General features: G+C 70.8%; 16 protein-coding genes. 8 read left to right on the top strand and 8 right to left on the bottom strand.

Translation table 11 applies throughout. The annotated features are described in order from the left end of the window. Nucleotides 1–5: 5 nt before the first annotated feature. The 5 genes from AB0B45_RS00435 to AB0B45_RS00455 are packed head-to-tail and all read right to left on the bottom strand — an operon-like array spanning nucleotide 6 to nucleotide 6859. Complete coding sequence (locus AB0B45_RS00435; protein ID WP_358123286.1) at nucleotides 6–773, bottom strand: SDR family NAD(P)-dependent oxidoreductase; 768 nt, start codon at nucleotides 771–773, stop codon at nucleotides 6–8. Next, entirely contained in the window at nucleotides 770–2035 is a 1266-nt protein-coding gene (locus tag AB0B45_RS00440) for an NAD(+)/NADH kinase (RefSeq protein WP_358123288.1), read from the bottom strand. The genes AB0B45_RS00435 and AB0B45_RS00440 overlap by 4 nt, the downstream gene beginning before the upstream one ends. Continuing rightward, complete coding sequence (gene gcvPB, locus AB0B45_RS00445; RefSeq protein WP_358123290.1) at nucleotides 2032–3573, bottom strand: aminomethyl-transferring glycine dehydrogenase subunit GcvPB; 1542 nt, start codon at nucleotides 3571–3573, stop codon at nucleotides 2032–2034. Before gcvPB ends, AB0B45_RS00440 begins: the two co-directional genes overlap by 4 nt. After that, a complete protein-coding gene (gene gcvPA, locus AB0B45_RS00450; RefSeq protein ID WP_358123292.1) occupies nucleotides 3570–4895 on the bottom strand; it encodes an aminomethyl-transferring glycine dehydrogenase subunit GcvPA in 1326 nt (441 codons plus the stop codon). The genes gcvPB and gcvPA overlap by 4 nt, the downstream gene beginning before the upstream one ends. Further along, nucleotides 4892–6859: a beta-galactosidase gene (locus AB0B45_RS00455; RefSeq protein ID WP_358123294.1), complete on the bottom strand. Its 1968-nt coding sequence runs from the start codon at nucleotides 6857–6859 to the stop codon at nucleotides 4892–4894. Before AB0B45_RS00455 ends, gcvPA begins: the two co-directional genes overlap by 4 nt. Before the next feature lie 107 nt (nucleotides 6860–6966). Between AB0B45_RS00455 and AB0B45_RS00460 the strand changes: the two genes are divergently transcribed. Further along, complete coding sequence (locus AB0B45_RS00460; protein ID WP_358123296.1) at nucleotides 6967–7614, top strand: GntR family transcriptional regulator; 648 nt, start codon at nucleotides 6967–6969, stop codon at nucleotides 7612–7614. A gap of 70 nt (nucleotides 7615–7684) precedes the next feature. Here AB0B45_RS00460 and uvrB read toward each other — a convergent pair whose 3' ends face one another. Then, entirely contained in the window at nucleotides 7685–9793 is a 2109-nt protein-coding gene (uvrB, locus tag AB0B45_RS00465) for an excinuclease ABC subunit UvrB (RefSeq protein WP_358123298.1), read from the bottom strand. Nucleotides 9794–10016: 223 nt separating this feature from the next. Between uvrB and AB0B45_RS00470 the strand changes: the two genes are divergently transcribed. From AB0B45_RS00470 to AB0B45_RS00480, 3 genes are read left to right on the top strand one after another with little or no spacing between them, the layout of a single operon-like run. Continuing rightward, on the top strand, nucleotides 10017–11669 hold the full coding sequence (locus tag AB0B45_RS00470; RefSeq protein ID WP_358123300.1) for an SPFH domain-containing protein: 1653 nt from the start codon (nucleotides 10017–10019) through the stop codon (nucleotides 11667–11669). After that, nucleotides 11666–12895 (top strand): SPFH domain-containing protein, encoded by a 1230-nt coding sequence (locus AB0B45_RS00475; protein ID WP_358123301.1) that lies wholly within the window; start codon nucleotides 11666–11668, stop codon nucleotides 12893–12895. The genes AB0B45_RS00470 and AB0B45_RS00475 overlap by 4 nt, the downstream gene beginning before the upstream one ends. Before the next feature lie 20 nt (nucleotides 12896–12915). Further along, nucleotides 12916–13689: a sporulation protein gene (locus tag AB0B45_RS00480; RefSeq protein ID WP_358123302.1), complete on the top strand. Its 774-nt coding sequence runs from the start codon at nucleotides 12916–12918 to the stop codon at nucleotides 13687–13689. A 91-nt stretch (nucleotides 13690–13780) separates the two neighbouring features. On the opposite strand, the gene AB0B45_RS00485 is transcribed toward AB0B45_RS00480, so the two are convergent. Continuing rightward, nucleotides 13781–14683: a PIG-L family deacetylase gene (locus AB0B45_RS00485; RefSeq protein ID WP_358123303.1), complete on the bottom strand. Its 903-nt coding sequence runs from the start codon at nucleotides 14681–14683 to the stop codon at nucleotides 13781–13783. 167 nt (nucleotides 14684–14850) lie between these two features. On the opposite strand from AB0B45_RS00485, the gene AB0B45_RS00490 reads away from it, so the two are divergent. Genes AB0B45_RS00490 through AB0B45_RS00500 form a run of 3 tightly spaced genes read left to right on the top strand, consistent with a single transcriptional unit; the run spans nucleotide 14851 to nucleotide 17310 of the window. Then, a complete protein-coding gene (locus tag AB0B45_RS00490; RefSeq protein ID WP_358123305.1) occupies nucleotides 14851–15882 on the top strand; it encodes a hypothetical protein in 1032 nt (343 codons plus the stop codon). Next, entirely contained in the window at nucleotides 15879–16499 is a 621-nt protein-coding gene (locus AB0B45_RS00495; RefSeq protein WP_358123307.1) for a hypothetical protein, read from the top strand. Before AB0B45_RS00490 ends, AB0B45_RS00495 begins: the two co-directional genes overlap by 4 nt. Before the next feature lie 10 nt (nucleotides 16500–16509). After that, nucleotides 16510–17310, top strand: a complete 801-nt coding sequence (locus AB0B45_RS00500; RefSeq protein WP_358123309.1) for an inositol monophosphatase family protein — start codon at nucleotides 16510–16512, stop codon at nucleotides 17308–17310. 40 nt (nucleotides 17311–17350) lie between these two features. Here the strand turns inward: AB0B45_RS00500 and AB0B45_RS00505 are convergent, their stop codons facing one another. Beyond that, nucleotides 17351–18487: an SLC13 family permease gene (locus AB0B45_RS00505; RefSeq protein WP_358123311.1), complete on the bottom strand. Its 1137-nt coding sequence runs from the start codon at nucleotides 18485–18487 to the stop codon at nucleotides 17351–17353. A gap of 94 nt (nucleotides 18488–18581) precedes the next feature. Here AB0B45_RS00505 and AB0B45_RS00510 point away from each other — a divergent pair, with 94 nt between their 5' ends. Continuing rightward, on the top strand, nucleotides 18582–24137 hold the full coding sequence (locus tag AB0B45_RS00510; protein ID WP_358123313.1) for a TIR domain-containing protein: 5556 nt from the start codon (nucleotides 18582–18584) through the stop codon (nucleotides 24135–24137). Nucleotides 24138–24203 lie beyond the last annotated feature (66 nt).

Raw genomic sequence — 24203 nt, forward strand, 5'->3', positions numbered from 1 at the left:
GAGGGTCAGGCGAGGCCGCCGCCGTCGACGACGAGGGCGGATCCGGTGATGTAGCTGGCGGCGTCGCTCGCCAGGAAGAGCACGGCCTGGGCGATCTCGTCAGGGGTGCCTGACCTGCCCATCGGCCGGTCGGCCGCGTCGGACTCGAAGGCGGCCCAGTCCTCTCCGAGTTGGCGGGCCTCGTCGCGCAGCATCGGCGTGTCGGTGTCGCCCGGGTTCACGGAATTGACCCGGATGCCGGCCCTGGCGTGGTCGATGGCGAGGGCGCGGGTCATGTTGACCACCGCGGCCTTGGAGGCGCAGTAGGAGATGGCGTTCCCGCCGCCCTTGAGGCCCCAGCCCGAGCCGGTGTTGACGATGGAGCCGCCCTCGGTCATGGCGGGGATGGCGTGCTTGCACATGAGGAAGACGGACCGGACGTTGACCGCCATGACGCGGTCCCACTCCTCGACGTCGAGATCAAGGGCCGTGGTGCGGCGGATGATGCCCGCGTTGTTGAACAGCACGTGCAGCCCGCCGAAGGTGTCGACGGCGGTCTGGACGATCCGCGCGCAGTCGTCGGGATCCGACACGTCGGCCCGCACTGCCACCGCGGCCGTGCCACCGGCCTCGGTCTGGGCGGCGATCTGCGCGACCGTCGCCTCGGCTCCTGGGGCGTCGATGTCGGCGACCACCACCCTGGCGCCTTCGCGGGCGAAGGCCAGCGCGGTGGCCCGCCCGATGCCCGAGGCACCGCCCGTGACGATCGCGACCTTGCCCTCGAGCGTGTTCATCCGTGGAACTCCTCACTTGCCGTACAGATCTGATAAATCGTGCTTTCGCGGTACCCGGTGATCACCTGGACGTGCCCGCCGAGCTTCCTGTCGAGGTCCTCGTCGCCGCTGTCGGCCAGCAGCGGCCGCCCCCGCAACGCGGCCAACTTCTGCGCGGTGGCCAGCACGAGCAGCGGCCGGCCCGTGGCGCCCCCGTACCCGATGACCGCGTCGAGCACTCTGGGGGACACCTGCTGGTTCCCCCGGCCGAGGACGAACCCCTGCCCGCCGATCACCGACAGCACGACGACCGCCTCCCTTTCCGCGACCAGAGAGAACAGCTCCGCCTCCGAGACGTCCCCCGCGACCAGCACGCCCCGGTCGCCGGCCTCGACCACGTCCACCCCGAGCAGCGTGGTCGTGAGCCCGAGCGCGCGGCCGACCGCCTGCGTGGTGGCGCCGGGGCCCAGGACGTAGCGGACGCCGGGCCGCATGCGGGCCACGATTTCCCGCGCGATGCCCTCGACGGTGGCGGGGGCGACTGTGGAAGACCCGGCCTTCCGCCCCGACAGGGCGGCCCTGGCGGCGGGGACGCGCAGGCTCCCGTAGAGACGCGGGCTCACCAGCCCCTGCCGGTAGCGCTCCTCGTCGAGATCCACCACCTCGGCCTCCACCGTGCCGGCGCCCGCCGTCCCCGACCCGTTCCGCAGGCCGGAGGCGTAGCCCGCGGCGAGGAACCCCGCCGCGGCCGGGCTGACGGCGAAGCACCCCGAGTAGACCTTCACCCCTGCCGGGATCCCCAGCACGGGCGGCGCCTGGTCACCGAGCGCTCGGACCGCGTCGAGGACGTCCCGCGCGGTCCCGTCACCCCCCGCGAACAGCAGCAGATCGACATCGGCGAGCGCGAGGACCGCCAGCCTCGTATCCCGTGCCGTGGTGGCGCCGGCCGATCCGGGATCGGCCGCGGGCGGGGGTGACGGTCGTACCAGCGCGCAGGGCGCTCCGGCGTCGAGGGCGCTGTGCTCGCCCATCGAGCCCGGCACCGTGACCACGCGGGTGCCGGGGCGGCGGGCCAGGAGCGCGCGGACGGCGCGTGCCGCCCGCTCCCCCGCCCGGGGCGTCGCGCCCCGGGCCAGGGCCTCGCGCTGCACCTGCGCGCCGTCGCTGCCCTTGAGGCCCGCCGCCCCGCCCAGCCCGGCCACCGGGTTGACGACCAGCCCGACCACCACTTCGCGGTCGGGGAACGGGGCGGGAGTCCGCGGGGCGGCGACGTCGGAGGTCATGACAGGTGCTTACGGACGTAGGCGCGCCAGGTAGGCGCCCACTCCTTGGGGTCGTCGAGCGATGACGTGTCGATCTTGTGCACGCTCTGGTTGTAGGGCGCGCCCTTGACGAACTCGGGATCCGTGCGCGCCTCGGAGGCCACGTGGGCCAGGATGGCGGCGTACTCGTCCAGATCCTCCTTCGAGTACGACTCCGTCGGCTCCAGCGTGAAAGGCTCAGGCACCACGTACGGGTGGTGGCTGGTCCAGTAGTGCACGCCGAAGTCGGCCGCCCGGACGCCGATCTCCTCCGAGTGGACGCCGGTCTCCTCCGAGAGCTCCTCCCAGGAGTAGCGCACCTGTTCGACGCGGCGCTTGTCCCACGGCGCCGACGCGCCGGGGATCTGCAGGATCTTGTGCATCAGATAGTTGTTGTTGAGCACGGCCGTCTCGGCCACCTGCCGCAGTCCCTCGGCGCCCATGGCCATGATCCAGGCGTAGGCGCGCACGATGTTGGGGGTCACACCGAGGAACGGGCGCACCTTGCCGATCGAGCGGGGCGGGGTCTCCATCCCATAGGCGGTGCCGTCGAAGCTGACGACCGGGCCCGGCAGGAACGGCTCCAGCTCCGCCGAGACGCCGCACGCGCCCGCCGCGGGGCCGCCGCAGGCGTGCGGGGTGGAGAACGTCTTGTGCAGGTTGAAGTGGCACAGGTCGAATCCGGCGTCGCGGGCCCTGGTGATGCCGAGGATGCCGTTGGCGTTGGCCTGGTCGTAGCAGGCCAGGCCGCCCACCGAGTGCACCAGCTCGACGAACTCCCTGATCCGGGGGTTGAAGATGCCGGTGTCCTCCGGATTGGTGATCATCAGGGCGGCGGTGCGGGGGCCGATGGCCGCGCGCAGCGCCTCGATGTCCGGGTAGCCGTCGGCGTCCGGCATCAGCGTGATCACTTCGTAGCCGGCGGTCTTGGCGCAGGCGGCGTTCGACGGGTGGGAGAACATCGTGGTGATGACCTGGTCGCGGTGGCCTTCGCCGTTGGCGGCGTGGTAGGCGCGGATCATGGCGATGTTCGCGTAGATGGCGGCCGACCCGGATCCGGGCTGGAGGGAGACCCTGGACATGCCGGAGATCTCCGCCAGCATCCGTTCGAGCCGCCAGTAGATCTCCAGTACGCCCTGCACGGTCTCCTCGTGCTGGAGCGGGTGCAACTCGGCGATCGCGGCGGCGAACCGGTCGTTGACCTTGGGGCTGTACTTCATCGTGCAGGTGCCCTGACCGACGTCGATGTTGAGGTCGACGCCGAGGTTCTCCTGCGACAGGCGCAGGTAGTGCCTCAGCACGTGCAGCTGCGACATCTCGGGCAGTTTCGGGGCTTCGGCGCGGCGGACGGACTCGGGGAGCTCGACGAGCGGGGCGCCAGGCTCCGGCACGGCGAGGCCGCGGCGGCCGGGGGCGGACAGCTCGAAGATGATCGGCTCGTCCCAGCGCGCCTGGTGGAAGCGGCGCAGCGGCGGCTTCGGCGCGACTGGGAGCTCGGCGAAGGATTCCGCGGTGTTCACAGCACCTCCTGGACGGCTGCGGCGAGACGGTCGATGTCGGCGATGGAGTGGCGTTCGGTCACGCAGACCAGCACCGTGCGGTCGTCGAGGGGGACGCCGCCGTAGATGCCGCGGGCGCGCAACCCGTCGAGCAGGGCCGCGCTCGAGGGCACCTCGATGGCGAACTCGCGGAAGTGGATCGCGTCCCGGTGCAGCACCGTGACGGACCCGGCGAGGGCGTCCATGGCGTAGCGGGTTCGGGCCAGGATGGTCTCGCCCAGGTCCCGCATGCCCTGCGGCCCCATGAGCGCCAGGTAGACGCCGGCCGTGATGCCCCAGAGGGCCGCGGCGGTTCCCACCCATTCCTTGCCCTCCTCGCGCAGGGCGAAGGAGGTGCGGTCGTAGAAGACGTCGCCGAAGCCGTACTCACCGGGCACCTTGGTGGGCGCGATGCCGAACAGCCGGGAGGGGAACTCGGCGACCAGCGGCTCGTGGTCCTGCGTGGCGATGTATCCGGCGTGGCCGCCGCCGTAGCTCTGGTGCATGCCGAGCGACTGGATGTCTCCGCAGGCGATGTCGGCGCCGTAGGAGGAAGGCGGGGCGAGGACGCCCAGCGAGATGGGGTCGGCGCTGACCACGAGCAGCGCGCCGTGCGCGTGGGCGAGGTCGGCGAGCTCACGCCCGCGCATCTCGACGACACCGTAGACGTTGGGAGTCTCCAGGTAGATCGCCGCGTAGGAGTCGTCGAACCCGGCCACGGAGATCTCGCCGCTCTCCCCCACAGGGGCGAGGGCGATCTCGATGTCCGGGCTGAGGAAGTCGCGCAGCTTGCTCAGCTTGTCGGCGCTGACGGCACCGCTGACGAGCACCTTCGAGCGCCGGGTGTAGCGGCACGCCATGCGCAGGGCCGTGCCCGCCGCCTGGAAGCCGTCGTAGGTGGGGACGTTGACCACGTCCATCTCGAGCAGCTCGCCCATCATGCTGACGTACTCGAACAGGGCCTGGAACCGTCCGTGGTCCTCGTACGGCTCCCCTGCGTAGGCGGTCAGGAACTCGCTCCGGGAGTTCACCTCGTCGCAGACGGCCGGCACGTAATGGGGGTAGCAGCCGTGCCCGAGGAAGCTCAGCGCCTCCTCCGTGTCGGTGACGCGGTCGAACAGGCCCTTCATGTGGCGCACGAGGTCGTGCTCGGCCGTGAAGGGCTCCGGGAGGTCGAGTGGCCGGGCCAGGCGCAGGTCCGCCGGGATGTCGGCGTAGAACTCCTCGACGCTCGACGCGCCGATGGCGGCGAGCATCTCGGCCCGCACGCCTGGCTCGGCGTTCGGAATGTACGGGTGCGTCACGTGTCTCCTTCGATCCTGAGCACGACGGCGTCGCGCGGGGCGAGGGTGATGACCCCTCGCAGGTCGGTCTCGCCGAGCAGGTCCCTGCCTGGCTGCGGGAGGGTGACCTGCTGCGGGGTACTGGTGTGGTTGAGCAGGAAGAGGTGGTTGTCCCGCCGGGCGGCCTCGACGCCCCGGGGGACGTCGATCGCCGGGACGTCGTGGAGCACGCGGTCGAGGACCGGCGTGACGTCGTCGAGGAGGCAGCTGACGTAGGTGACGTTGCCGTTGCGGGTGATGGCGGGCAGGCCGTCCAGGTCTCCGCCCTCGTAGCGGGCGAGCACCTCCACGGCGTCGCCGACCACGCGCGGCCACTCCGCCCACGTCCTGGCGAGGCCGACGTCGCCACCGGCGTGCCGTACCCGCTGGGTGACTCCGTCGGGGAGCGGCCAGAACTCGTCGATCGCGAGGCCCAGCAGCTCGCGGAGCGGGCCGGGGGCGCCGCCGTCGTGGACCTGGTCCGACTCGTCGACCACGCCGCTGAACGGGCCGACGACCAGCTCTCCGGTGACCGACGCCAGCGCCTTGGCCTGCTCGGCCGTACACAGGTAGAGGTTGGGCACGATCACCACGCGGTAGGCCGACAGATCGCGGTCAGGGGGCGCCAGGTCGACGGAGATCCCGCGGACGTGCAGCGGCGCGTACCAGGCGAACAGCAGGTCCTTGAGCTTGAGGCGGTTCGACGGCATCGACTCCGGCGCCTCCAGCCCCCACCAGCTGTCCCAGCCGAGGACGAGCGCCACCTCGGCGCGCGTGCCGGTGCCCGCGACCTCGGCCAGCCGCTGGAGGTCCGCGCCGAGCCGCAGCGTGTCCTGCCAGCCGCGCGTCGTGGTGCCGCCGTGCGGGAGCAGGGCCGAGTGGAACTTCTCCGGACCGTACTTCGCCTGACGCCACTGGAAGAACATCACCCCGTCGGCGCCGTGGGCCACCGCCTGGAGACTGTGCAGGCGCATCATGCCGGGCGGCTTGGGCGCGTTGACCTCGCGCCACGACACCGCCGACGGCGCCGACTCCAGCAGCAGCCAGGGGCGTCGCTTGAGCGAGCGCATGAGGTCGTAGCTCAGGGCGACCGCCACGTGCGACTCGGGGTCGGCCGGGTCGGGGTAGGCGTCGTCGCTCACCAGGTCCTCGGCCGCCGCCCACGCCCAGTAGTCGAGGCCGTGCAGGATGCTCATGAAGTTCGTGGTGACCGGTACGGCCGGCGTGATCTCGCGGAGCGCGTCCCGCTCGGCGGCGAACAGCTCCAGCAGGGCGTCGCTGCAGAAGCGGCGCCAGTCGAGGAGCTGGGCGGGATTGACGGGCCCTGGCGCCTTGCGGGGCGGCTCGATCTGCTCGAAACCCGTGTAGTGCTGACCCCAGCAGGAGGTGCCCCAGGCGGCGTTCAGCGCGCCGACCGTGCCGTAACGGGCCTGGAGCCAGGCGCGGAAGTGCCGGGCGGACTCGGGGCAGAAGCATTCGAGCGTGTGGTCGGCGTACTCGTTGCCGACGTGCCACATCGCCAGCGCCGGATGCTCGGCGTACCGCGTGGCGATCGCCGTCGCGAGGCGCACGGCGTGCTCTCGGAAGATCGGCGAGCTGGGGCAGTATCCCTGCCGAGACCCGAACTCCAGCCGCACTCCCTGGGCGTCGACCGGCATGACCTCCGGGTGCCGGCGAACCAGCCAGGGCGGCGGGGTGGCGGTCGCGGTGGCGAGGTCGGCGGACACCCCGTGTTCGTGGAGCAGATCGAGGACGCGATCCAGCCACCCGAACTCGTACACGCCGGGCGCGGGCTCCAGCCGGGACCAGGAGAAGACCGCGACGGTGGCCATGGTGACGCCGGCCTCGGCCATGAGCCGGACGTCCTCGGCCCAGACCTCCTCCGGCCATTGCTCGGGGTTGTAGTCACCGCCGAACAGCAGTCCCGGCACTCGGGTCAGGCGCACGAATCACTCCTTTCAGGATGTCCCAAATCTGTATTCAGAATTCATAGTGTAGTATTTTGCACTACGTCAAGCGCTGAGCAGATCAGGGCCAAGACTGAAGGAGCCTCATGCCGATCGAGCGGCGACCGCTACGCGAGCAGATCAGGGAAGAGCTGCTGAGCAGGCTCGATCGGGGTGACTTCGCCGCGGGGACGGACATCAACGAGGTCGCGCTGGCGACCGAGCTCGGCGTCAGCCGCACTCCCCTGCGCGAGGCCTTGATCACCTTGGCGGGCGAGGGCGTGCTGGAGAGCAACCAGGGCAGGGGATTCCGGTTCGCGCCGGTGAGCCGGAAGGAGTTCACGGAGCTCTGCGAGATCGTCGCCGCGCTGGAGTCGCTGGCGCTCGACCGCTCCGACCCCGCCTACCTCCGTGAGATCGCGCCCAAACTACTCAGGCTGGCCCGCGACTTTCCCGACAGGATCGCCGAGCAGCAGGTGATAGAACGCCACGACGACGAGTGGCACGACCTGCTGCTGAGCGGCTGCCGCAACGAGCGCCTGCTGGATCTCATCACCAGCGTCAAGGCCGGGATGCGCCGCTACGCCCACCTGCTCACGGGCGACGAGACGCCCCTGGAGCGCGAGCAGGCCGAGCACTGCCGCGTGGCCGAGCTCCTCATGGCCGGAGACCTGCCCCAGGCCGCCGAGGCCCTGCGCGACAACTGGGTCAACGGCATGGAGCGGATGATGTCGCGCATCCCCGCCTCCTCCTGAGGGAGTACGCGTGACGGACCGGCGGCCACCGGTCCCCCGGTGGCCGTGAGCCCGCCTGCCGTACGAAGGGCTACTTCACCCCTGCCTCGCGCATGTCACGCAGCTCGCGCTTCAGCTCCTTGATCTCGTCGCGCAGGCGCGCCGCCACCTCGAACTGCAGGTCGGCCGCCGACTGGTGCATCTGCTCGGTGAGCGACTCGATGAGCGTCTCCATCTGCGCCCGCGGCATCTCCCCCGCGATCGCCTTGGCGTGCTGCCCTGCCGCCTTCGCCGCGAAGCCGGGCACCGGCGCCTTGCCGCGGGACTGCTGCCTGCCGCTGCCCATCAGCTGCTCGGTGTCGGCGTCCTCGCGCTGCAGCGAGTCGAGGATGTCGGCGATCTTCTTGCGCAGCGGCTGCGGGTCGATGCCGTTGGCCTCGTTGTAGGCGATCTGCTTGGCCCTGCGCCGCGAGGTCTCCTCGATCGCCCGCTCCATCGACGGAGTGATCTTGTCGGCGTACATGTGGACCTGGCCCGACACGTTTCGCGCGGCGCGGCCGATCGTCTGGATCAGCGAGGTCTCCGAGCGCAGGAAGCCCTCCTTGTCGGCGTCGAGGATGGCCACCAGCGACACCTCGGGCAGGTCGAGGCCCTCACGCAGCAGGTTGATGCCGACGAGCACGTCGTACTCGCCCATCCGCAGCTCGCGCAGCAGCTCGATGCGGCGCAGCGTGTCGACCTCGCTGTGCAGGTAGCGGACCCTGATGCCGAGCTCGAGGAGGTAGTCGGTGAGGTCTTCGGACATCTTCTTGGTCAGCGTGGTGACCAGGACCCGCTCGTCCTTGTCGGCGCGCTCGCGGATCTCGTGGACCAGGTCGTCGATCTGGCCCTTGGTCGGCTTGACGACCACCTCGGGGTCGACGAGGCCGGTGGGACGGATGACCTGCTCGACGACCTCGCCCTTGACCCTGCCCAGCTCGTAGGAGCCGGGGGTGGCCGACAGGTAGACGGTCTGGCCGATCCGCTCCAGGAACTCCTCCCACTTCAACGGCCTGTTGTCCATCGCGGACGGCAGGCGGAAGCCGTGGTCGACGAGGGTGCGCTTGCGGGAGGCGTCGCCTTCGTACATCGCGCCGATCTGCGGCACCGTCTGGTGGGACTCGTCGAGGACGAGCAGGAAGTCTTCGGGGAAGTAGTCGAGCAACGTGTTGGGCGCGCTGCCCGCCTCGCGGCCGTCCATGTGCCGCGAGTAATTCTCGATGCCGGCGCAGGTGCCGACCTGGCGCATCATCTCGATGTCGTAGGTGGTGCGCATCCGCAGCCGCTGCGCCTCCAGCAGCTTGCCCTGCCGCTCGAGCTCGGACAGCCGCTCGGCCAGCTCGGCCTCGATGCCGTCGACGGCCTTGGCCATCCGCTCCTCGCCCGCCACGTAGTGGGAGGCGGGGAAGATGTAGAGCTCCTGGTCCTCGGTGATGACGTCGCCGGTCAGCGGGTGCATCGTGGACAGCTTCTCGACCTCGTCGCCGAACATCTCGATGCGGACGGCCAGCTCTTCGTACTTCGGGATGATCTCGATCGTGTCGCCGCGCACCCTGAACGTGCCGCGGGTGAAGGCCAGGTCGTTGCGGGTGTACTGCATGTCGACCAGGCGGCGCAGCAACTGGTCGCGGTCGACCTCCATGCCGACGCGCAGCCTGGTCATGCGGTCGACGTACTCCTGCGGCGTGCCCAGGCCGTAGATGCAGGAGACCGAGGCGACCACGATCGTGTCGCGCCTGGTCAGCAGCGAGTTGGTCGCCGAGTGGCGCAGCCGCTCGACCTCGTCGTTGATCGAGGAGTCCTTCTCGATATAGGTGTCGCTCTGCGGCACGTAGGCCTCAGGCTGGTAGTAGTCGTAGTAGGAGACGAAGTACTCGACCGCGTTGTTGGGCAGCATCTCGCGCAGCTCGTTGGCGAACTGCGCGGCGAGCGTCTTGTTGGGCTGCATGACGAGCGCGGGCCGCTGCAGCCGCTCGATCAGCCAGGCGACCGAGGCCGTCTTGCCCGTGCCGGTGGCGCCGAGCAGGACGCTGTCCCTCTCCCCCGCCTTCACCCTGCGCTCCAGCTCGGCGATCGCCGTCGGCTGGTCGCCGGAGGGGGTCATCTCGGTGACGACCTCGAAGGGCGCCACCCTGCGCTGCAAATCTGTTACCGGCCGCATGCCATTCACTGTAGGTGGTGGCACTGACATTTCTGACGGCAAGCCCGCCCACCCCACCGCGGTCACCGGCTGGGGAAGGTCCTCACCGTCCCGGCACGCCGCCACCTCGGGCCTCGCCTCGGGACCCCTTCACCGTCACGGGATGTTGACATCCTTTTGCAAGCGATCATCAAGGGATGCCCGATACGGTACGGATTCCCCCCGGTTCGACGAGAGAGGTGCGATGTCTCGACCAAGAGAGGCCCTGATCCAAGCAGGTCAGGGCGTAGCTCAGGCCGTGGCCCAAGGCGGAAACGTTCGTCAGGCCATGGGCCAGGCCGTCGAACAGGCGGTGGGCCAGGTCGGTCAGCTGGCGGGGCAGGCACCCGGCTTCCAGCTCAACCCGCACGACTTCCTCGCCGCCCGCGACGGCGGCGTCTCCGTCGGCACGGTCATCGAGGCGCGCTCGGCGTCGCTGAACGAGGCCGGTGAGATCGTCAGCCGCAGCTTCAGCGAGCGCGGCCAGAACGGCGAGCCGCTGCACGTCATCTCCCCCGTCGTGATCCCCAAGGGCAGCACGGCCAAGGTGGTCATCCCGCTGGCCATCCTGGTCGTGTTGGGGCTCGTCGGCGCGCTCGGCAACGTGCTCCCCGGCATCGACGTGCTGTTCGGCCCGCACTACTGGCTGGTGCTCGTCGTGGCCGCGGCGTTCCTGTGGTGGCGGCGCAGCGTCGTCATGGTGCCCGAGGGCTGCAAGGCGCTGATCACCAAGTTCGGCAAGCTGGTGCACATCGCCGATCCGGGCAGGGTGACACTGTTCAACCCGTGGAAGCGGGTCAGCTACATCGTCAACACCACGCGCGAGTACCCGTTCAACGCGCCCATCCGCGAGGCGCCGACCCAGCAGGGCGTCAAGGCGAGCGTCGACCTGTTCCTGCAGTTCAGGATCGAGAACCCGGCGGAGTTCATCTTCGTGCTCGGCTCGGTCAGCGGCTTCCAGTCCAAGCTGCAGAACGCCATCAGCGAGGTCACCCGCTCGCTCATCTACGCGCAGCGGGCCGAGGACATCTACGACCTGGTGGGCGAGAGCACGCTGGGCATGCTCGACAACCTCAACCAGCAGTTCCTGCCTGCCGTACGGCTGACGGACGTGAACATCACCCACGCCGAGCCGTCCAGTCAGGAGTACCGGATGGACCTGGCGGCCCCCGAGATGGTGCGGGTGGCCAAGGAGGCCTACACCTACGAGTACGAGCTGCAACTGCGCAAGGAGCAGAACGAGGGCGACCTGATCAAGGAGCTGGCCGGGCTGCAGGAGACGCTGAGCGCCATCCAGGCCGAGATCGCCGCCTACCAGGCGCGCATGGACACCGCGCTCGAGCGGGCCTCGCACCAGGCCAAGGCACAGGCCAGGCAGCGGCTCGTCGAGGCCGAGTCGACGGCGAACGCCAACTCGGCGCTGCTGGAGGCCCAGGCGCTGGACATCAGGGCGCTGTCGGCGGCCGAGGCTCCCGAGATCCTCGACTACCGCTTCCAGCAGGACCTGCTGGACAAGCTGGAGTCGGTCGCCGGTCGGCTGCCGCAGGTGGTGCAGGTGGGCGAGGAGAGCGACATCGACTTCCTCGCGCTGGCCCAGCAGCTGGTCGGCGGCAAGGGCGCGGCGCTGTTCTCCTCGGAGGACATGGCGGCCATCAGATCCAGGCTGGGCGCGATCGGGCAGCGCGTCGAGGAGCGGGAGAACGAGATCTCGGCGCTGCTCAAGCGCGCCGCCGACGAGGTGGCCGGCGCGGCCGACCCCACCCCCGCGGTCATCCCCGACCCGGTGGTGCCGGCCGTACCCGCCGCAGTACCGTCCGCGCAGCAGCCCCAGGGCAACGAGGAGGACGACAACCGATGAGCCGCGAGTTCTCGAAGATCAAGGAGTCGCTGGCCGCCTGGTCCGACATCCGCCAGCTGCTGCGCGGCGGTGAGCAGGGCCAGCTCGTCCCGGTGGTCATCCCCAAGGACAGGCGCGGCTTCGCGTGGATGACGCTGGTGTTCCTCGCCCTGTACTTCGCGGGGATGGCCGTCTTCGCCGGCGAGCTGCTGGCGGCCCTCGCCGCCGTCGCCGTCCTGCTGGTCGCCATGGTCTGGATGTGGCGGCGCGCCATCATCGAGATCGAGGAGGGCACCACCGGCGTGCGCAGCAGGTGGGGCGCCATCACGGGAACCCTGCCTCCCGGTCGCCACTACCTGTGGCTGCCGTGGGACAGGGTGGACGCGGTCGTCGACACCTCCACCGAGATCCCCTACTCGGCCCCCATCGGCGCCTGCCCGACGGCCGAGAACGTGCCGCTGAAGTCGATCGAGTTCTTCCTCAAGTTCCGCATCGTCGACCCGGTCGCCTTCGTCCGCACGATCGGCGCGGGCAACTTCGACCTGGTGCTGTCGAGCGCCGTGCAGGACGCGATCAGGCAGCGCAGCCGCAGGGTCAACACCGAGCGCGCCTACGACCTGCGCGGCTCCGACGTCGGCGACATGCAGGAGGCCCTCAACAGGCAGCTCGGCAGGTACGGCGTGCGCATCACCGGCGCCAACATCCCCGACGTGCAGCTGCCCGACCAGTACCAGCAGCACCTGGCCACCCGTGAGAAGGTCGCCAAGGAGCTGTCGGCATACGAGCGCGAGTGGGAGCTGACCCGCAAGCGCCGCATCGACACCCTGCTGATGGAGATCGAGCGGTCGAAGAAGACCCGCGACGCCCGCGTCGTCGAGGTCAAGGCCGCCCACAACACCGCCCGCAAGGATGTCGCCCGCATGCTGGAGGAGCAGGAGACCGAGGCCCAGCGGGTGCGCTGGGAGATCGAGGCGCGGGGCAGGGCCGAGCTCACCTCCGCCGAGAACGAGGCGAAGGCGCTGCGCAGGCTCGCCGACTCCTACCGCGACAACCGCGCGGTCCTGCAGTACGAGCTGGCTCGCCGCCGCCTCGACGTGGGCGCCAAGCTGGCCGAGAACGCCCCGCAGCCGCTCGTCGTCCGTACGGCGGCCGGTCAGGGCGACTCGGCGCTCTCCACTCTGCTCCTGGCCCAGCTGCTGCCCAGGATCGCGGGGAACGGCCAGGCCAACCCGCCCGTTGGCCAGTAAAAACCTCAAGGAGAACCCCCATGGTGTTCCGCAAGCTGATGGCCGCCTTCGGCGCGGGCGTCGAGGTCGACACGGTCCTGCACAACGCCACCGTCAGGCCAGGCGAGGCCCTGCGCGGCGTGGTCAACTTCAAGAGCGGCAGCTCCGACTACAAGGTCGACGGGATCACCATCGACCTCACCGCGGTGGTCGAGGTCGAGAGCGGCGACAACGAGTACAAGACGACCTACAGCTTCCTTCGCCAGCAGGTGGCGGGCCCCTTCCAGCTGGCCGCGGGCGCCTCCCACTCCCAGCCGTTCCAGATCATGGTGCCGTGGGAGACGCCGATCAGCGCGATCGGCAACCACCCGCTGCACGGGATGCGTCTGGGCGTGCAGACGGAGCTGGCCCTGGCGGGCGCGATGGACAAGGGCGACCTCGACCCGCTGTACGTCACGCCGCTGCCCGCGCAGGAGGGCGTGCTGGCCGCGCTCGACAGGATGGGCTTCCGCTTCAAGAAGGCCGACCTGGAGCGGGGCACTCTGTACGGCTCGACGATGCCGTTCTTCCAGGAGATCGAGTACTACGCCGGCGGTCAGTGGCGTGGGCACTTCAACGAGCTGGAGCTGACGTTCATCGCGGGGCCCGCCCACATGGACGTCATTCTGGAGGCCGACAAGCGCGGCGGCTTCCTCACCTCCAGCCACGACTCCTACAACCGCTTCACCGTCCGCTACGGCGACCACCCCGGTGCGGCCGAGCAGGCGCTGCACTCGGGCCTGGAGCAGATGGCCCGCCGCCGGGGCTGGTTCTAGTCCGCCGGGTACGGCACGGCGCGAGGGTCCGCGTGGTCCCTCGCGCCGTTGCCGACGCGCGGCGGCGACGTCCACGGTGGGTCCTGCCGCCCTACCGCTCCGGCGGCGCGACGGTGTACATCCGGCGGATCCACCTGCCGTAGCGTGGCCCGCTGAGCGCCCGGTAGTCGTGAAGCCGGTAGACGTGGAAGACCGCTCGTTTCACCCACTCGGGCCCCGCGAGCAGGTTCGACGGCAGCGCGGTGATCGGGTACCCGCGATAGGAGCGCACGCGCACCCGCAGCCGCGCCGCCGTCGCCGCCTCCTTGGCGAACCTGGCGGAGGCGGTGTGGTCGAGGTGGTCGGCCGGCGTTCCCGACGGATCGGGGTCGAGCGTGCGCAGTTCGGTCGGCCTGAACCGGGTCAGCAGCGCCGCGAGCATGCCGATCACGTCCGCCTTCGACAGGCACCTGCCCGGCGAGGTGAACGCCCGCACGCAGGCCGTCGTACCGGACAGCAGCCGCGACAGCGCGTAGCCGCCGCCGTCGGCGCGCGGGTCGCCGCCGTCGGGCAGCCCCGCGAAGACCAGCCGCACCCTCGGGCTGCCGACCAGCCACTCGGTCCTGACGGGCACCCCGCCGGCCAGCACCGTACGGCCCCGCCACAGGTCGGGCACGCCCGCCAGCCACGCGTAGGCGGCGCGGATGCCCTCCTGGCGCTGCCTGGCGTAGGCGTGCGGATCGTGCCGGTCCTCCAGGCCCGCCGTCCCCTCCCCCGCGGTGAGGAACAGCGTCATGGTGGGCCACCCCGCCGCCACGGCGCCGAGCAGGTCGGGGCTCATGAACAGCAGGTCGTCGTCGGGGTGCGCCACCACCTGGAAGAACCGCTCGCCCACCGCCGGCAGGCCGAGCAGGCGCCTGATCGGGCGGGCCGCGCAAGGCACGACCGTGAACACGATGAGCGCGACGGCGAAGAGCAGGCTGAGCGCGCGCATGCCGTATCGACCGAAGAACAATTCCCACCCCCGTGAGCCCCGTCCGTCGACCGTAATGGCGGGCGTAATGCGATGTCTTCAGCCAAAAGTCGGGTCTGTCCTCCTCCTCTGGTATTACCGTGCGCTGGTGATCGCCTGACACGCTCGTTACCATTGCCTGGGGGTCACGAGGAGGTGCGGGGCACACCATGAAGCGGCTCGTCATGGGGATGAAGCGGGTCGCGCCATGGGCGGCGCAGAACGCCGACGGCGCCATCGCGCTGTCTCTGGCGATCGTGGTGGGCGTGCTCGGCATCATGCCGGAGACGGTCGTCCCCGACGCCGTCCAGGCCCAGCTCATCAGCGCCGCGACGCTGGTCATCCTCGCCCTCGTCGCCACCGCCCTGCTCAGAGACCGGGTACGGCAGGCCCCTGTCGAGCGCACCATCACCTCGGGCGCGCTCACCCAGCTCCCCGAACGCCTGCAGCGCCTGGACCACCTCGAGTCGCTGGTCGTCAGCACCCGCAAGGCGCTGGACGAGCTGCAACTGGTCAGGGTGCTCGGCAGCAGGCAGGAGATCGGCGAGGCGCTGGCCGCCGCCCGCAAGGACACCACGAGGTGGAGCTTCAAGGGCGGCACGGGCACCTACCTGCGCGCGGTCACGCTGCCGGAGTGCGTCGCCGCCTCCCGCAAGGTCAGGCGGCACCTCACGATCACAGTCGAGATCATCGACCCCACGAACGAGGACGTCTGCGAGGCCTACGCGCACTACCGGCGCTCACTGTCGGACCTGCCCGACGGCACGGGCGAGCGCTGGTCGACCGACAGGGCGAGGAAGGAGTCCTACGCGACGATCCTGGCCGCCTTCTGGCACCGCCAGCGCTACGGACTGCTCGACATCAGCGTCGGCCTGTCCCACACGATGACGACCTTCCGCTGGGATTTGTCGGCCACGCGGCTGGTCATGACCGTCGAGGACCCGAACAGGGCGATGAGCGCCCTGGCCGGCACCTTCTACTACGAGAACTGCGACTCGGAGCTGCGGCTCAGCCTGGAGCAGGCCCGAAGGGTCCCCATCGAGCGCTACAAGGCGGCGCCGCTGAGCGACGAGCCCACGGTCGAGGAGGTCGAGGAGCTGTTCAGGCGGATCGAGCTGCCGCTGCCGAAGGCCTATACCGAGCACGACGTCGTGGACGTCGCCAGGAAGGCGCTGCGGGCGAAGGACCCCTACGGATCATGAGTCACCGGGCGGTGCACGAGGAGATCCTGCGCGGCGGGGGCAGGCGGTGGGCGCTGGAGGCGCTGGCCGACCTGGGCGACCTGCGGGCCGTACGGCATCCGCTGGGCTTCATCTGCCTGCCGCTCGAACGCGACGGCGGCGAGGGCGTGTGCCTGCACCTGTGGTCGAAGGCGTTCACGCACGCCGACGCCACCACCTCGCAGATCCACTGCCACAGCTGGGACCTGGTCAGCCACGTCCTCTACGGCCAGGTGCGCAACGTGCACGTGGTCGTCGAGGACGCGGGGGCCGACGCCACCCACAGGGTGTTCGAGGTGGTCAGCGATACCGGCGGCGACCGCATCGAGCCGACAGGACGGACGGTGCGGCACCGCACGGACCTGGAGGAGGTGTTCGGTGAGGGCGACACCTACACGCTGCCCGCCGACCGCTTCCACTCCAGCGTCGTCCCCGAGGACGGCGAGGCGGCCACGATCGCCCTGGGCAGGGGCCGCCCGGGCAGCCACGACCTGTCGCTCGGCCCGCTCGGCACGCCCGCCCACCACATCACCCGCGAGCACCTCGACGCCGCCGAGACCGCGCGAGCGGCGAGACTGATAGCCGAGCACCTCATCTAGGGAGGACCCCGTGGACCTCGAGCACGCTCGGCACGTGGCGGTGCAGGCCGCCGAAGCCGCAGGGAGACTTCTTCGCGAGGGCGGGCGGGGCGCGCTCGGCACACGGCCGAAGGGCGCGAACGGCGACGTGGTCACCGACCTCGACCTGGCCTCGGAGAAGCTGCTGCTCGAGCGGATCCTGACCGCCTTCCCCGGCCACTCGGTGATCGCGGAGGAGTCGGGCCTGGTGGGCGCGGCGAGCGGGGAGTGGATGTGGCTGATCGACCCGCTCGACGGCACCAACAACGTGGCCATCGGCCTGCCCGCCTACGTCGTCGGCCTCGCGCTGTGCCATCACGGCCTGCCCGTGCTCGGCGTGGTGCACGAGCCCGTCCCCGCGCACACCTGGTCGGCCGTCCGCGGGAGCGGAAGCCTCGGCCCTTCGGGGGTACGGCTGGCGCCGCCGTACCGGCCGTGGCGCCACGGACCCGTGGTGGCCTGGACGCAGGGCCACGGCGTCTCGCGCGCGGCGGCGCACCCGCTGAAGATGCGCCTGGACCTGGGGGCGCGGCGGGTGCTGCAGCTGTGGGCGCCGCTGCTGTCGTGGGTGATGCTGGCCAGGGGCGACATCGACGGCTTCGTGGGCTACTGCGCCGAGGCCGTGGACCTGCCCGCCGGTGCGCTGCTGGCCCACGAGGCGGGCATCGAGATCAGAGCGCTCGACGGCGGCCCCTTCCCTTGGGGCGTCGACGGCCCGCCCGAGGACCGTAGCTTCGTCGCGGGCCATCCTGAGGCGATCCCCGCCCTGATGGAGCTGGTCCGCTCGGCCTGAGGCGATCCCGGCGCCACGGAGCCGGCGGCTCAGCCCGAGGTCACCTGAGGGTGGCGACCGCGGCCACGATCGCCGCGACGGCCAGCCCCGCGCCCGTGAGCAGGAAGCGGACCATCGGCACCTTCACCCCGTGCCTGGCGCACGACTCGAACCACAGCAGCGTGGCCAGCGAGGCCCACGGCGTGACGACGGGGCCGACGTTGACGCCGATGAGCAGGACGAGCGGGTCGGCGACGACGCTCTCCAGTGCCTTGTAGGCGGGCAGGTTGTTGATCGCGTTGGCCAGGCCCGCCCCCACGAAGGCGGTCCTGTACGGGTCCTGCGCCTCGCCCAGCAGCCAGGACATGACCGCGGACAGCCCGTGGGCGCTCAGCGTGGGCACGACGAGGAAAAGCCCGGTGACGAAGATCAGCAGCTGCCACGGGACCAGGCTCCAGGTGAGCTTCTCCCTGTCCCGCACGAAGAAGGCGACCACCACGACGGCCGCCGCCACCGGCGCCGCGACCGAGACCGGCACCTCCAGCAGCAGCGCGCAGATGAACAGCGCGCACGCCGCGGACGCCGACCAGAACAGCACCCCGTCGGCGGCGGGCTCCAGCCGGGGAGGGGTGTAGCGCTGGTGACCCCGCCAGTAGAACACCCACAGGAACACCATCGTCACTGCGATCGCGGCGAGCTGGGCCACCCACATGTGTCCCGCGAAGTCCCTGGTGGACAGGTTGATCTTCCCCATGCCCAGCAGGTTGGTCAGGTTGGAGACCGGCAGCAGCAGGCTGGCGGTGTTGGCCAGCCAGATCGTCGACATCGCCAGGGGGAGCGCGGCGATGCCCGCGCGCGGGGCCAGGGCGAGCATGACGGGCGTCAGCAGGACCGCGGTGGTGTCGAGGTTCAGGAAGATCGTCACCAACGAGGCGAAGACCACGCACAGCAGGAAGAGCGCGACGTTGCTGCCCCGCGCCGCCACCGCCATCCTGGCCGCGATGACGTCGAAGACCTGGGCCTCCTTGGTCAGCTCCGCGAGCACGATGACCCCCACCAGGAAGATCATCAACGGCCAGATGCCGTCGAGCTCCTCCACCGCCCTTTCGAGCGGAAGCAACCCTGTCGCCACGAACGCCAGCCCGAGGGCGAGCAACCCGATCCTGATCCAGTCCAGGACCCCCAGTCGGCTCAGCACGGGTCGATCTTCGCACATGGGCCGGAACAGCGGGCTGATCGTTTTGCGTGCCGTTCCTCTCCACATCCTCGGCTCCACCGGGGATACTGGCGCAATGGCGCGTGACGGCAGGCCCACCGACATCTTCGTCAGCTATTCCCCCGCCGACACGGCCTGGGCCACCTGGATCGCATGGGAACTCGAAGCGGCCGGCTACCGGACGATGATCCAGGCCTGGGACTTCGTGCCGGGCACCAACTTCATCGACTTCATGGACCGAGGCGTCAGCGAGGCGCAGGTGGTCGTGGCCGTGCTGTCGCGCAACTACCTCACCTCCCGCTACGGCCGCATGGAGTGGCAGGCCGCGCTGCGGGCCGCGCCCGACAACCCCTCCAGCAGGCTGATCACCGTCCGCCTCGAGGACGTGCCGCTCGAAGGGCTGCTGTCCACGATCACCTGGGTGGACCTGGTCGGCGTCATCGATCCGGCCAAGGCCCGTGGCCTGCTGCTCAACCGCATCGCCGAGGCGGTCGCGGGGCGCGCCAAGCCGCACCGGCCGCCCGCCTTCCCGCACGACGAAACCGAGCCCGCCATGGAGGAGGAGCCACCGCCTTCGCGTGAGCACATCGGCAGGGCCAGGCGCACGCCGAGGTCGGCCCCCTCCTTCCCGCTCGGCCGGGCGGAGGAGCGCACGCGCGACACGCTCAGCGTGTTGCACCTGGGCGGCACCAGGTTCGGGCGGGCCTTGCCCGACCCGGGCGAGCCGTTCACGCCCGAAGAGCTGCAGGCCCGCATCTGGGCGGACCTGACCGGGATGCAGGACAAGGGGATGCCCAAGCCCGACCTGATGCTGGTCACGGGTGATCTGACGGAGTCGGGCACGCTCACCCAGTTCGGCCACGCCACGCAGTTCCTGACCAGCCTGCGCGTGCTGCTCGGCCTCGAACCGCGCCGCCTGGTCGTGGTCCCCGGTCCGCGCGACGTGACCAAGGCCGCCGCCAAGGCGTACTTCGCCACCTGCGAGGCCGACGACGTACGGCCGCAGCCGCCGTACTGGCCGAAGTGGCGCCACTACGCCGGCATGTTCGGCGAACTGCACCATGAGGGACCGGTGTTCGACGGCGGGCAGCCGTGGACCCTGTTCGAGGTGCCCGAGCTGCGGCTGGCGGTGGCCGGGCTCAACTCCACGATGGCGATGAGCCACCTGGAGAAGGACGCCTACGGGCTGGTCGGCGAGGCTCAGGCTGCCTGGTTCGCCGAGCGGCTGCGCGAGTACGAGGAGCGCGCGTGGCTGCGCCTGGGCGTGATCGGCCACGCCCCGAGCGGGCTGCGCGACATCACCACGATGGAGCGCCTGATCGGGCACCGGCTGAACCTGCTCTTCCACGGGCCTGGATCGGCCGCCGAGGGCACCGTGGGCGCGCCGCGGCGGCACCAGGTCGTCGAGCTCACTCCCACCGGCATCCGCGTCTGGACTCCCGACGGGGAGCCCGAGCGCACGCCGTACCGGTGGAAGGCCGCGCAGTCGACGTTCACCGGTGAGGCGGCGCCCGCCCCCGCCAAGGCGCCCGAGGTGATCGAGCGCGACCCGAGCCCCACCGCGCTGCTGCTCGACCGCATCACCGAGGTCTGCGAGGCCAGGCACGAGCGCATCAAGATCCGCAGGTTCGACACCCATCTGGTGATGACCTACCCGGAGGATGGCTTCGTCCGCCAGCTGATGATCGCCGCCCACGTCGGCGAGCTGACCGCCGAACACACAGGCTCCCTCGTACGGCAGGCGCACGCCACCACCCTCGGCCTCGAACTCGTCTACCAGGGTCCGCCGCCGGCCAGGCCGCTGCGCGAGGAGCTGATGCGCAGGGGCGTCAGGGTGCGCAGCTTCACCGAGTTCCAGGGCCTGCTCGACCTGTCGGAGTACGTCGCCGAGCAGTCCATGAGGTTGCGCGCCGACCGCCGCTACCCTCCGGAGCTGTACGTCCCGCAGCGCTACCGCGAGCTCGACCGGCCGGCTCCCGAGACCAAGGACGGGCTCACCGACGAGCTGATGCGGCTGCTGTCGGCCGACCACGGCAGGTTCCTGCTGCTGCTCGGCGACTTCGGCCACGGCAAGACGTTCGCGCTGCGAGAGCTGGCCAGGCGCATCCCCACCGAGCTGCCGCACCTGACGCCGATCCTCATCGAGCTGCGCGCCCTTGACAAGGCGCACTCCGTCGATGGGCTGGTCGCCGCGCACCTGGCCAACCACGGCGAAGAGCTCATCGATCTCAAGGCCTTCCACTACCTGCTGCGGCAGGGCAGGATCGTGCTGCTGTTCGACGGGTTCGACGAGCTGGTCACCCGCGTCACCTACGACAGGGCAGCCGATCACCTGACCACGCTGCTGGCCGCGGCCGAGGACAAGGCGAAGATTGTCGTGGCCAGCCGTACCCAGCACTTCAAGTCCCACGGGCAGGTGCTGACCACGCTCGGCGAGATGGTCGGGGTGCTGCCGCAGCGGCGGGTCTTCACCGTGGAGGACTTCACCCACGGGCAGATCCGCTCCTATCTGGCCAATCGCTTCACCGACGGCGACGAGGCCGAGGCCCGCATGTCGCTGCTCGAAGGCATCAAGGACCTGCTCGACCTCGGCCGCAACCCCAGGATGTTGAGCTTCATCGCCGATCTCGACGCCGAGCGGCTGCGCACGGTCGCCACCGCCCGGCACACGATCAGCCCTGCCCTGCTGTACGAGGAGATCCTCAGCTCGTGGCTGGCCTTCGAGGAGCGTCGCACCCGCGTGCCGGGGGCGCCCGCGACGCTCACCACCGAGGAGCTGTGGCGGGCGGTGACGGCGCTGGCGCTGCGGCTCTGGGACACCGGCGAGTCCTTCCTCGGCCTGGCCGAGCTGACCGAGATCGCCGAGACGCTCACCGATCTGGCCGACGGGCAGCTGACCGGCCTGCAGGCCGCCCACGCGGTCGGCACGGGCAGCCTGATGGTCCGCACCGACGAGGGCATGTTCGGCTTCATCCACGCCTCGGTGATGGAATGGCTGATCGCCAGGCAGATCGCGGCCGCACTGCCCGACTCGGCGCTGCTGGCCAGGCGGTCGCTGTCGGCGCTGATGGTGGAGTTCCTGTGCGACCTGGCCGACACCAGGGCCACGCAGGGCTGGGTGGCCACGGTGCTGTCCGACCCCGAGACCGACGACATGGTCAGGGCCAACGCGGTCAAGATCCTGGCGAGGCTGCGCACACCCGCCAAGGCCGACCTGCGCGGCGCGAACCTGCAGGGCGAGGACCTGTCGGGGCGCGACCTGCACGAGGTCGACCTCACGGGCGCGCGACTTGACGGGGCGACGCTCGCCGGCACCGACCTGTCCAGGGCGATCCTGCGCGACGCGCGGCTGCAGGGGGCGCGGCTCGACGGCGCCACCCTGGCCGGCGCCGACCTGCGGGGGGCGGACCTATCGGGAGCGCGGCTGTTCGGCGCTGACCTGAGCGACGCGGCCGTCGAGGGCAGCCGGTGGCACCGGGCCGCCCTCATCAACACCAAGGGGACACTGCCCGTCCTGCGCGGCGCGGCGATCGTCCCGCGCGACCCCGTCGAGGTGGAGCTGGCGCCCGCGGCGATCGGTGTGCCGTACGGATACCACTTCCAGACCAGCCGCCTGCCCGAGCCGATCGCCTACAGCCCCTCGGGCGCGCTGCTGGCGGTCGGCAACGAGGACGGCGGCGTGCTGCTGCTCTCGGGCGGCCTGCCGGTGCGCACGCTGCAGGGGCACAGCGGGCGTGTCTACGCGGTGGCCTTCAGCGACGACCTGCTCGCCTCGGGCGCCAGCGACGGCACGGTGGTGCTGTGGGACCCGCTCACCGGCGAGCGGCTGCACACGCTGCGCGGCCACGCCGACGGGGTGTGGCCGGTACGTTTCAGCCCCGCCGGCGACCTGGTCGTGGCCGGCGGCGGCGACGGCGTCGTGCGCATCTGGTCCACCGCGAGCGGCGAGCTCCTGCACCGCATGACCGGGCACACGGCGCCCATCTTCACCGCCGTCTTCACCCCCTGGGGGCTGGTCACGGGCGACTCGGCGGGCACCGTACGCGTGTGGGACCCCGTCTCCGGCAGCCTCATCCGCACGCTCTTCTCCGGGCAGGGCGCCGTCTACCGCGCCGCCTTCTCCGGAGACCTGCTCGCCACCGGCCACGAGGACGGCACGGTGCGCGTCTGGAAGGACGGCGAGCTCCTGCGCACCCTGTCCGGACATACGGGGCGGGTCTACTGCGTCGCCTTCTCACCCGCCGGCCACCTGCTGGCCACCGGCGACATCGAGGGCGCGGTCCTGCTGTGGGAGCCGCGCTCCGGCGAGTCGCGCGGCCTGCACACCACCCACAGAGCCGCCGTCTACCAGGTGACGTTCTCCCCCTCGGGCGAGCTGCTGGCCACCGGCGACTCCGACGGCACCGTCCGGGTGAAGGAGGTCGGCGGGCCAGGGAAGACCGAGTTGTCGGGACACCGCAGCTCGGTGTGGCCCTTCTCCTTCCGCCCCGACGGCGCGCAACTGGCCACCAGCAGCAACGACGGCACCACCCGCCTGTGGGACCCGATCACCGGGCAGTGCACGCGCGTCCTGCGCGGCCACGGCCGCCGCATCTCCTCGGTCGCCTTCAGCGCCGACGGCTCGATGCTGGCCACCAGCGGCAACGACGGCGTGGCCAGGATCTGGGAGCCGCGCACAGGACGCCGGCTGCGGGAGTTCACCGGCGCCTCCGACCGCCTCATCTCCGCCGTCTTCTCCCCCGCGGGGCCCGTCCTGGCCACCGCCAGCAACGACGGCGGCGTCCACTTCTGGAACGCGCTCACCGGTGAGCACGAGCGGGAACTGCACGTCGAGACCGACCACGTGTGGGCCGAGGCGTTCAGCCCTGACGGCTGGCACCTCGCCACCGCCAACGACGACGACAGCGTCCGGATCTGGTACCGGCCGACCGCCCGCCTGGTCAGCGACCTGGCCGACCACAAGGGCAGGGTACGCTCGATCGGCTTCAGCCCCGACGGGGTCTTCGTGGCCACCGGGTGCGACGACAAGCTGATCCGCGTCTGGCACGCCGAGTCCGGCGGCAGGGTGGCGACGCTGGAGGGGCACACCGACCGCGTCTACTCCGTCTCCTTCGACCCCTCAGGCCGGTTGCTGGCCAGCGCGAGCAACGACGGCAGGGCGATGCTCTGGGAGCTGCGCCCTGGCAAGCCATGGAACCCCAGGCGTCTCCACACGCTCAGCGGGCACTCCGGACGGCTGTGGAGCGCGGCCTTCTCCTCCGCCGGCGACCTGCTGGCCACCGGCGGCGACGATCTGACCGTCCGGGTGTGGGAGGTGGCCACCGGACGGCTCCTGCACACGCTGCGCGGCCACTCCCGCAGGGTGCTGTCCGTGGCGTTCTCCCCCGACGGGCTGCTGGCCAGCGCGGGCGACGACGGGGTGGTCATCCTCTGGCGGGACGGCGTACGGCAGGCCACTCTCCTCGGCCTGCCCGAGGGCTGGGCGGCGCTGGCGCCCGACGGGCGCTACAAGTTCCAGGGCGAGGTGGCGGGACAGTTCTGGCACGTGATCGGAACGGCCAGGTTCGAACTGGGCGAACTCGACCCGCACCTGCCGGCCGTCAGATCGGTCGCGCTGGACGCGGAGTTCTGATCGTGGTACATCGCGTCATATGAGAGTCTCCGAGCGGCTGCGTGACATCGCGCGACGCCGCTCAGC

Source organism: Nonomuraea sp. NPDC049152 (genome assembly GCF_040648355.1).
Lineage (GTDB): Bacteria > Actinomycetota > Actinomycetes > Streptosporangiales > Streptosporangiaceae > Nonomuraea.

Bases quoted from the DNA above. Each gene is read 5' to 3' on its own strand.
- AB0B45_RS00460 (WP_358123296.1), top strand. From the start codon at position 6,967: ATGCCGATCGAGCGGCGACCGCTACGCGAGCAGATCAGGGAAGAGCTG.
- AB0B45_RS00480 (WP_358123302.1), top strand. From the start codon at position 12,916: ATGGTGTTCCGCAAGCTGATGGCCGCCTTCGGCGCGGGCGTCGAGGTC.
- AB0B45_RS00470 (WP_358123300.1), top strand. From the start codon at position 10,017: ATGTCTCGACCAAGAGAGGCCCTGATCCAAGCAGGTCAGGGCGTAGCT.
- AB0B45_RS00490 (WP_358123305.1), top strand. From the start codon at position 14,851: ATGAAGCGGCTCGTCATGGGGATGAAGCGGGTCGCGCCATGGGCGGCG.
- AB0B45_RS00510 (WP_358123313.1), top strand. From the start codon at position 18,582: ATGGCGCGTGACGGCAGGCCCACCGACATCTTCGTCAGCTATTCCCCC.
- AB0B45_RS00435 (WP_358123286.1), bottom strand. From the start codon at position 773: ATGAACACGCTCGAGGGCAAGGTCGCGATCGTCACGGGCGGTGCCTCG.
- uvrB (WP_358123298.1), bottom strand. From the start codon at position 9,793: ATGCGGCCGGTAACAGATTTGCAGCGCAGGGTGGCGCCCTTCGAGGTC.
- AB0B45_RS00475 (WP_358123301.1), top strand. From the start codon at position 11,666: ATGAGCCGCGAGTTCTCGAAGATCAAGGAGTCGCTGGCCGCCTGGTCC.
- AB0B45_RS00495 (WP_358123307.1), top strand. From the start codon at position 15,879: ATGAGTCACCGGGCGGTGCACGAGGAGATCCTGCGCGGCGGGGGCAGG.
- AB0B45_RS00440 (WP_358123288.1), bottom strand. From the start codon at position 2,035: ATGACCTCCGACGTCGCCGCCCCGCGGACTCCCGCCCCGTTCCCCGAC.